At 71.6% G+C, this 8,147-nt stretch carries 9 protein-coding genes and 1 pseudogene; 4 read left to right on the top strand and 6 right to left on the bottom strand.

All coding sequences use genetic code 11. The annotated features are described in order from the left end of the window. The coding region (locus ACWDAK_RS18935) for a glycosyltransferase (protein ID WP_449806483.1) at positions 1 to 518 on the bottom strand (518 nt) is incomplete at its 3' end. A 490-nt stretch (positions 519 to 1,008) separates the two neighbouring features. On the opposite strand from ACWDAK_RS18935, the gene manA reads away from it, so the two are divergent. Next, entirely contained in the window at positions 1,009 to 2,202 is a 1,194-nt protein-coding gene (manA, locus tag ACWDAK_RS18930) for a mannose-6-phosphate isomerase, class I (protein ID WP_427393938.1), read from the top strand. Between the two features lie 13 nt (positions 2,203 to 2,215). Here the strand turns inward: manA and ACWDAK_RS18925 are convergent, their stop codons facing one another. The 4 genes from ACWDAK_RS18925 to ACWDAK_RS18910 are packed head-to-tail and all read right to left on the bottom strand — an operon-like array spanning position 2,216 to position 5,282. Beyond that, the gene (locus ACWDAK_RS18925; RefSeq protein WP_344639045.1) at positions 2,216 to 2,728 is read right to left on the bottom strand and encodes a nuclear transport factor 2 family protein; all 513 of its coding nucleotides are present in this window, start codon (positions 2,726 to 2,728) and stop codon (positions 2,216 to 2,218) included. Next, positions 2,725 to 3,333 (bottom strand): class I SAM-dependent methyltransferase, encoded by a 609-nt coding sequence (locus ACWDAK_RS18920; protein WP_427393937.1) that lies wholly within the window; start codon positions 3,331 to 3,333, stop codon positions 2,725 to 2,727. Before ACWDAK_RS18920 ends, ACWDAK_RS18925 begins: the two co-directional genes overlap by 4 nt. 45 nt (positions 3,334 to 3,378) lie before the next feature. Continuing rightward, positions 3,379 to 4,038 (bottom strand): response regulator, encoded by a 660-nt coding sequence (locus tag ACWDAK_RS18915; protein WP_427393936.1) that lies wholly within the window; start codon positions 4,036 to 4,038, stop codon positions 3,379 to 3,381. Further along, positions 4,038 to 5,282, bottom strand: coding sequence for a sensor histidine kinase (locus ACWDAK_RS18910; RefSeq protein ID WP_427393935.1), 1,245 nt, complete (start codon positions 5,280 to 5,282; stop codon positions 4,038 to 4,040). Before ACWDAK_RS18910 ends, ACWDAK_RS18915 begins: the two co-directional genes overlap by 1 nt. 133 nt (positions 5,283 to 5,415) lie before the next feature. Between ACWDAK_RS18910 and ACWDAK_RS18905 the strand changes: the two genes are divergently transcribed. From ACWDAK_RS18905 to ACWDAK_RS18895, 3 genes are all read left to right on the top strand, one after another. Beyond that, complete coding sequence (locus tag ACWDAK_RS18905) at positions 5,416 to 6,327, top strand: ABC transporter ATP-binding protein (RefSeq protein WP_427393934.1); 912 nt, start codon at positions 5,416 to 5,418, stop codon at positions 6,325 to 6,327. Further along, a complete protein-coding gene (locus tag ACWDAK_RS18900; RefSeq protein ID WP_344639040.1) occupies positions 6,324 to 7,163 on the top strand; it encodes an ABC transporter permease subunit in 840 nt (279 codons plus the stop codon). Before ACWDAK_RS18905 ends, ACWDAK_RS18900 begins: the two co-directional genes overlap by 4 nt. 242 nt (positions 7,164 to 7,405) lie before the next feature. Then, positions 7,406 to 7,672 (top strand): hypothetical protein, encoded by a 267-nt coding sequence (locus tag ACWDAK_RS18895; RefSeq protein WP_344639059.1) that lies wholly within the window; start codon positions 7,406 to 7,408, stop codon positions 7,670 to 7,672. A 174-nt stretch (positions 7,673 to 7,846) separates the two neighbouring features. Here ACWDAK_RS18895 and ACWDAK_RS18890 read toward each other — a convergent pair. Then, a pseudogene (locus tag ACWDAK_RS18890) lies at positions 7,847 to 8,040 on the bottom strand (Tn3 family transposase); the annotation flags it as partial. Between the last annotated feature and the right edge of the window lie 107 nt (positions 8,041 to 8,147).

Below are 8,147 nucleotides of genomic sequence, written 5' to 3'. Positions count from 1 at the left end.
CCGCCGGTGACGTCGCGGATCGGGACGTTCAGCATCAGGCGGGAGTAGGTGGAGCCGCCGCGGGACAGCATCACGCGGGACTTGGGCCAGTTGACGATCTTCCCGCCCGGGACCCAGCGGGAGCCGAGGACGAGGTCGGAGCCGCGCAGGGCGGTCAGCAGCCGGGGGAGTTCCTCGGGCTGGTGCGAGCCGTCTGCGTCCATCTCGACCAGGACGTCGTAGCCGCCTTCGATGCCCCAGTGGAAGCCGGCCAGGTAGGCGGCGCCGAGGCCCTCCTTGCCCTTGCGGTGCATGACGTGGACGTGGTCGTCCTCGGCGGCGAGCTTGTCGGCGATCTCGCCGGTGCCGTCGGGGCTGTTGTCGTCGGCCACCAGGACGTGGACCTCGGGGACGGCGGTCCGCACCCGGGAGACGATCCGCTCGACGTTCTCGACCTCGTTGTAGGTCGGGATGATCACCAGCACCGGGCCGAGATCGGCGAAGGTGCTCTCCTTGGGGGTCTCCTCAGGGGCAGTCACGTTGTGCCTTTCGAAGCAGCTGGAATAAACAGCGAGCCCGCGGCCCGGAGGCCGGATCGGCAGTGCGCGAGTTGGTGTATGGGCCCACACGTATGAAGAGGTCAAGGATGCGCATGCTACCTCGGGACGATGAGACCCCCGACTGCCAGGGCTCGGGGGATTCCCCAAGCGGATCTCCCCGCCGAGTAGTCTCTTGGCCCAACCTGAACGCCCGTGGACCACCCGGCAAACGGCGGTCGGCGGCTGGACCAGTCCCTCCCCACATCCAGCCCTTCCGGCCTGCGGATCCGCCCCGGATCCCGGTTCCGGGCGCCCCGCGCGGGCGTCGCACCGGCCGGCGGGGAGCGCTCCGGTTGTTCACCGGGAGGTCCCCGGAAGCTGGTCCGCCGGTCTCCAGGGTCGGTTAGGGTCGGTTCTCCCAGAACTCCCGGTCGGACAGGCGGCCACCACAGCCGACCGGGCGAACCACAGAACAGGCAGGACCGCGCACATGGACAGGCTCGTCAACACCGTCCGCCCGTACGCCTGGGGTTCGGTCGACGCGATCCCGGAGCTGCTCAAGGTGGCGCCGACCGGCGAGCCGCAGGCCGAGCTGTGGATGGGGGCGCACCCGGGTTCACCCTCGCGGGTGGACCGTGGCGAGGGCGGCCGTTCACTCGCGGCGCTGATCGCGGCGGACCCGGAGCGCGAGCTCGGCGCCGCCGCCGTGGCCAAGTTCGGCCCCGAGCTGCCGTTCCTGCTCAAGGTACTGGCCGCCGGAACGCCGCTCTCCATCCAGGCGCACCCCGATCTGGCCCAGGCCAGGGCCGGGTTCGCCGACGAGGAGGCCCGCGGGGTTCCGCTCGACGCACCGCACCGCAACTACAAGGACGCCAACCACAAGCCCGAAATGATCTGCGCCCTGGGCGAGTTCGAGGGCCTGTGCGGCTTCCGCGCCCCCGCCGAGGCGGCCGACCTGCTGCAGTCGCTGGGTGTGCCCGCGCTCACCGGGCTGGTCGAAATCCTGCGCGGCAAGCCCGAATCCGAGGCGCTGAGCGAGACCCTGGCCACCATCTTGACCATGACCGGCGAGACCGCCCGCACCACCGTCGCAGAGGTCGCCGCCGCGGTCGAGCGGGCCGCCGGGGCCGAACCGGACGGCCAGTTCGCCGCATACGCCTTCGCCGCACGGGAGTTCCCCGGTGACACCGGCCTGCTGGCCGCCCTGCTGCTCAACTACGTGCGGCTGCAGCCCGGCGAGGCGCTCTACCTCGGCGCGGGCGTCCCGCACGCCTATCTGCGCGGGCTCGGCATCGAGATCCTGGCCAACTCCGACAACGTGCTGCGCGGTGGGCTGACGCCCAAGCACGTGGACGTGCCCGAGCTGCTGCACGTGGTGATCTTCCAGGGCGGGGAGCCCGGCGTGCTGCGGCCGGTCGCCGACGCCGACGGCGAGGAGCTCTATCCGGCGCCGATCGACGAGTTCCGGCTGTCCAGGTTCACCCTCGGCGACGCCGCCCGCCACCTGCCCGGGCCCGCCCCGCAGATCCTGCTCTGCACCGAGGGCGCGGCCCGTCTCACCGCCGCCGACGGCAGCACGCTGACCCTGGCCCGGGGCGAGTCCGCCTTCCTCCCCGCGACCGGCACCGACACCGAGCTCACCGGCCCGGGTGCCACCGTCTTCCGCGCGACCGTGACGCTCTGAGCCCTGGCGGCATCTACCTCCGAACTGGCGGTTCGCCCTTGGCCCAGGCCACCTGGAGCCCGAGCAGGCCGAACCGCCAGCCGTCGGCCGTCCGGACCGCCTCCCCCGACATCCGTCCGGCGGACTCGAAGGTGGTGCCGGGGGCGAGCGAGCGCTCCTCACGCAGCTGGTCCGAAAGGACGTGCAGGCACAGCAGGTTGAACTGGAAGGTGGCGCGGTCACCCTGCACGGTGATGCCGTAGTTGGAGCCGAGGTGCACCGTCCGGGCGAACTTCCCCATCACCTCGTCGTGGTACGCCCCCAGCCCCTCCAGCCCGACCCGCTCGCCCACCGGGAACACCAGCCGGACGTCCTCGGTGAACAGCGACCGGGCCCACTCCTCGCCGTAGACCCGGTCGTCCAGGCCCGCCAGGTACCGGTCGATCAGCTTCGCCACCGCGTCGCGCTCCACGTAAGCGCCCAACAACTCGCGCAGCATGGCGATTTCGGCCGCCTCGGTCATGTCCTGCTGGTTCGTCTTCGTCATGCGTCCATCATGAAACTTGAAGCTGACTTCAAGTCAAGAACCAGATGCGTCCACCCGACACCGCCCCGGCCGTGTCGGTCCGCCCGGGCGCTCCGGCACACCTCCACCAACCCGAACTCCCCTGCCAGTCGGGCCGTTTCGTCCACCGGCACCGGGAACATCCGCCGCCCGTCCGGCACCGGCCCCCGCCGGAGCAACAGCATCACCCGTCCGCCCGGCGCCAGCAGCCCGGCGATCCGCGCCATCGCCCGCGCACGCTCCGCGGGATCGAGGTGCATCCACACGGCGGTCAGCATGACCAGGTCGAACTCCCCCTCCACCAGTGCCAGTCCGGGCAGGGAGTCGGCCAGCCAGGACAGCCCGGGGCATTCGTGCACCCGGAGCTCGACGGTCGGATCCACCGCCAGCACCGAGTGACCGAGGCCAGCCAGGGCCGCGGCGTCCCGCCCCGTGCCGGCCCCGACCTCCAGCACCCGGGCGGGTGCCGGCGGCAGCAGGTGCAGCACCTGCTCGTGCACCTGCTCGAAGTGGACGCTCTCGTACTGCTCGATCAACTGTGCCGCCTGCTCGCGGTAGCCCGCGGCGCCCTGAGGACGTGTCTCCATCCCGCCATTCAACCCGGCCCTCCGGCAACCGCCGCGCCCCGCAGGTCACTTCGGCGGCGCCACCAGCCCGGCCTCATAGGCGATGATCACCAGATGGACCCGGTCGCGGGCGTCGAGCTTGGTGAACAGCCGGGCCACGTGGGACTTGGCGGTGGCCACGGTGAAGCACAGGTGCTCGGCGATCTGGCTGTTGGACATGCCGCGTCCGACCAGGGTCAGCACCTCGCGCTCCCGCTCGGTGATGCCCTCGATCGTGCGCCGCCGCACCGGGGCCGGCTCGAGCCGGCCCGCGAACTCCTCGATCAGGCGGCGGGTGACGCTCGGCGCGATCAGGGCGTCGCCGGCGGCGACCACCCGGACCGCCGCGAGGATGTCCTCCAGGGCCATGTCCTTGACCAGGAAGCCGGAGGCGCCGGCGCGCAGGGCGGCGTAGACGTAGTCGTCGTCGTCGAAGGTGGTGAGGACCAGGACCCGCGTGGCCCCCTGGCCCTCCGCGATCAGCCGGGTGGCCTCGATGCCGTCCATGCCGGGCATCCGGATGTCCATCACCACCACGTCGGGCCCGAGCTCGCCGACCAGCCGGACCGCCTCGGCGCCGGTGCCGGCCTCCCCCACCACCTCGAGGTCCCCGGCATCGACCATGATCACGCGCAGCCCGGTGCGCATCAGCGGCTGGTCGTCGGCCAGGACGACCCGGATCGCCATCAGGCACCCGCCGGCAACGGAAGCCGGGCCGCCACCCGGAAGCCGCCCTCGGGACGCGGTCCAACGGTCAACTGCCCCTGCAGCAGGCCGACCCGCTCGCGCATTCCGACCAGGCCCAACCCGGCGCCCGGCCCCGTCATGGCACCGCCGCGGCCGTCGTCGACGACCTCCACGGACAGCTCCTTCTCCTGGTAGTCGATGGACACCCGGCAGTCCCGGGTCCCGGCGTGCCGCACCACGTTGGTGACGGCCTCCTGGACGATCCGGAAGGCGGACAGGTCGACGTCCGGGGGCAGCGGCCGCCGCTCACCCCGCCACTCCACCTCGACCCGCACCCCGGCACCGGCACTCGTCGTCTCGGCCAGCCGCTCGACGTCGGCCAGACCCGGCGCGGGGGCCGTCGGCGCCACCCGGGCGCCGTCCGACGGTTCCGCTCCGTCCGCCCGGTCGGACTGCCGCAGCGCGACCAGGGTCCGCCGCAGCCCCGCCAGCGTCTCCCGGCTGGTCGCCTCCACGGCCTTCATCGCGTTGCGGGCCTCCGCCGGCTGGGTGTCGATCACCCGGGCGGCGACGCCGGACTGGATGGCGATGATGCCGATGCTGTGCGCCACCATGTCGTGCAACTCCCGGGCGATCCGCAGCCGTTCGGCGGTGACCGCCTGGTCCGTGGCCTGTGCCCGCAGCGCGTCGGCGTGGACGTGGTTCTCGTGGATCGCGTTGCCGATCAGCCAGGCGACCACGGTCGTCAGTGCCACGATCAGCAGCGTCGGGGTGTAGATCATCATATCCAGCGCCACCCGGGTCAGCGTGTAACCGCCCAGCACCGCCAGCGACATCACGGCGGTGGCGACCGAGGTCCGGCGTGGCTCGGTGGCCGCGATGAAGCAGACTGCGACATCGACCGCCAGGGACTGCAGCAGCGGGATGTCCTTGACGCTCAGTCCCATCGTCGACAGGACCGTGGCGGCGAGCAGGAGTGCGACGGCCGGCAGCGGCCTGCGGCGCCGGCGCGCTGCCAGCAGCACCAGGGCGGCCGCCATGACCACGGACCCGAAATTGCCGTAGCTCGACCCGAAAATCCGTTCGACAATGGAAAGTTGCGGATCGTTGGCCCGCTGCGGCCACCACCGGAGCTCGTCCACCCGTTGTGCGACGGGGTACGCGGTGGCAGCGAACCAGATGAGGGCCATCCAGCCGCCCGGCGGTACGCGTTTGAGCAGCGAAGAAGACGGCGTAGCGGACATGGGGCGATGGTAGCCATCCGGCCCCTGTCCGCACATCGGCCCGTGGGCGTCATACCGGGGATTGACGACGGCTCGGCAAGTTGCCTCGCCGGCCCGATGCCGTACGACCCCGGCACCCGGCACGGTGATTCCCGTGATCGAAGTCAAGAACCTGACGAAGCGTTACGGAAGCACCGCCGCGGTGAACGGACTGACCTTCACCGTACGGCCCGGGCACGTCACCGGGTTCCTCGGCCCGAACGGCGCGGGCAAGAGCACCACGCTCCGGATGATCCTCGGCCTCAACGACCCCACCAGCGGTACGGTCACCGTCGACGGCCGCGGCTTCCGGGATCGCCCGCGCGGCCTGCGCCACGTCGGCGCGCTGCTGGACGCGGGCGACGTCCACGGCGGGCGCAGCGCACGGGCACACCTGTCCGCCCTGGCCCGCAGCAACGGCATCCCGCGCGACCGGGTGGACGAGGTGCTCCAGGAGGTGGGGCTGACCGGCGCGGCCGGCCGCCGGATCGGCGGCTACTCACTGGGCATGAAGCAGCGCCTGGGCATCGCGACCGCCCTGCTCGGCGATCCGCCCGTACTGCTCTTCGACGAGCCGCTCAACGGCCTCGACCCCGAGGGTGTGCTGTGGGTGCGCGGCCTGTTCCGACGGCTGGCCGCCGAGGGGCGCACGGTGTTCGTCTCCAGCCATCTGATGAGCGAGATGGAGAACACCGCCGACCAGCTGGTCGTGATCGGCCGGGGCGAGCTGATCGCCGCGGAGAGCCTGGCCGAGTTCGCCGCCCGCGGCACCGGCCTGAGCGTGGCCGTGCGCTCCCCCGAACTCACCTCGCTGGCCGCCGTGTTGACCGCCGGGGGCGCCACGGTGCACCCAGACGGCGGGGAGACGCTCACGGTGTCCGGGCTGAGCGCGGCAAGCATCGGCGAACTCGCCTTCCGCAACCGGATCGTGCTGCACGAACTCAGCCCCCGCGCCGCCTCCCTGGAGCAGGCGTTCATGGAACTCACCGCCGACAGTGTCGAATACCTCGCCGGAGAAGCCCGATGACCACCGCAGCCCCCGCCCCGGCACCCGCCGTCACCGAGCCCCGGGCCCGGTTCACCGACCTGCTGGCCGCCGAGTGGACCAAACTGTGGTCGCTGCGCTCGACCCGCTGGGGGCTCGGCCTCGGCGCGCTGATCACCATCGGCCTGAACGCGATGGCCGCCAAGGCCGACTACGACCTGATCCCGCAGATGACCGCCCAGCAGGTGGCCGAGTCCTTCTGGCTGCGGGACGCCTTCAGCCAGAACTCCTACTTCATCGCCATGATCGGCGCCGGCAGCTTCGGCGCGCTCACCATCACCGGCGAGTACACCACCGGCCTGATCCGCACCACCTTCGCGGCCGTCCCCGCCCGCCGCTCGGTGGTGACGGCCAAGCTGCTCGTGGTGTCCGCGGTCATGCTGGCCATCGGCGCGGTCGTCGCGGCGGCCTCGTTCTTCGGCTCCCAGGCCATCCTGTCCGGCCGGGGCGGCGGCTGGTCGTTCAGCCACCCCGGCGTACCGCAGGCCATGGCGGCGTCCGCCCTGATCATCCCGGTGTCCGCCGTCGTCGGCATGGGCCTGGGCGCCCTCATCCGGCACAGCGCGACCGCCACCGTCGCGGTCATCGTCACCCTGCTGATGCTCCCCGAGCTGTTCAGCGGCCATACCTACACCTGGGTGATCGACATCAACCACGCCCTGCCCCGCAGTGCCTGGACCGGCCTCGTCGACGCGATCCCCGGCATGTGGCACGGCCGCTACGCCGAACCGGTCGGCGAGGCCTGGATCGTCCTGGCCGCCTGGTCACTGGTATCGGCGCTCACCGCCGTGTTCGCGGTGGACCGCCGCGACCTTTGAGGCACCCGCACCGACATGAACCTGGTGGTGTGCCAGGTCGATTGAACGAACAGGTGGACGGCGAGCGCGGCGATCCTCGGGAGGCCGACCCCGCCTCGATCGAGCGAATTCCCGCCACAGATCGGCGAGCCACCGGCGGTGCCCTAAGGAAGTGGTGTCAATTGAGCTGACAGGGGTTGCTGCGTGCCGAGCCTGGCTGCCGGTCGCCGCCTGCCCCAATCCAACAGCAGACAGAGGACATCATGCGACTTCCCAAGATCCTGGGCCATGCCCTGGTTTCAACCGCGCTTGCCTCGAGCGGTCTCATGCTCGCCAGTGGCACCGCTCATGCCACCTTCAGCCAGTGTGTCGACATCATCATTGCCAACGGCTCCTATTTCGATGATGCCAAGTTCGGCTGCGAAGCGGGCGCCCGGGGCGACTCAGTTACCTGCTTGACCGGCTTCCCCCACAGCATCCCCCCGGCTGTCGTTACTGCTGCGTGCACGGCAGCAGCGGTCAGGCCCTGAGCTCGGCGCGTCGAACTGCCGGTGCCAGTAGCGGGCTTCGGTGCGGGACCGCATGGCCCGTTCCGCCCCGCGGTGGGCGTTGATGCGGTCCGGGCCCGCGTGGAGCCGGACCGCATCCCGCCAGTGACGTGCCCCGGGCGGCGCCCGAGGGCACGTTCCATTCTCCCCGGTCTCCTCCTCGTCCGGGTCGGCCGCCTGCGGGTCGCGCAGCGGCCGCAAGGCCGCCTCGGGCTGGGAGGGGGTGAAGGCGTACCGGCCCAGCACGTTCAGGTGCTTGGCCTTCAGCGGGGACAGGCGGGCCAGGTGTTCTTCGGCAATGGTGTGGCCGCGCGCTGGAGCTCGGTGACGGCGGCGTCCAGGTAGCGGGTGTCGATCTCCTTCGGCAGCAACTGCCGCTGGCCGACCTTGCGCCGCGACAGGGCGGGCAGCGAGCGCACCGCCTTCAGCACCCGCCGACCGCCCGGGGCGGCCACCT

Source organism: Kitasatospora sp. NPDC001175, assembly GCF_053598215.1.
The sequence above is the reverse complement of the archived record's forward strand: the minus strand, read 5'-3'. Positions and strand labels throughout refer to the sequence as shown.

Coding starts and splice junctions, on each gene's coding strand:
- manA (WP_427393938.1), top strand. CDS start 1,009: ATGGACAGGCTCGTCAACACCGTCCGCCCGTACGCCTGGGGTTCGGTC.
- ACWDAK_RS18925 (WP_344639045.1), bottom strand. CDS start 2,728: ATGACGAAGACGAACCAGCAGGACATGACCGAGGCGGCCGAAATCGCC.
- ACWDAK_RS18920 (WP_427393937.1), bottom strand. CDS start 3,333: ATGGAGACACGTCCTCAGGGCGCCGCGGGCTACCGCGAGCAGGCGGCA.
- ACWDAK_RS18915 (WP_427393936.1), bottom strand. CDS start 4,038: ATGGCGATCCGGGTCGTCCTGGCCGACGACCAGCCGCTGATGCGCACC.
- ACWDAK_RS18910 (WP_427393935.1), bottom strand. CDS start 5,282: ATGTCCGCTACGCCGTCTTCTTCGCTGCTCAAACGCGTACCGCCGGGC.
- ACWDAK_RS18900 (WP_344639040.1), top strand. CDS start 6,324: ATGACCACCGCAGCCCCCGCCCCGGCACCCGCCGTCACCGAGCCCCGG.
- ACWDAK_RS18895 (WP_344639059.1), top strand. CDS start 7,406: ATGCGACTTCCCAAGATCCTGGGCCATGCCCTGGTTTCAACCGCGCTT.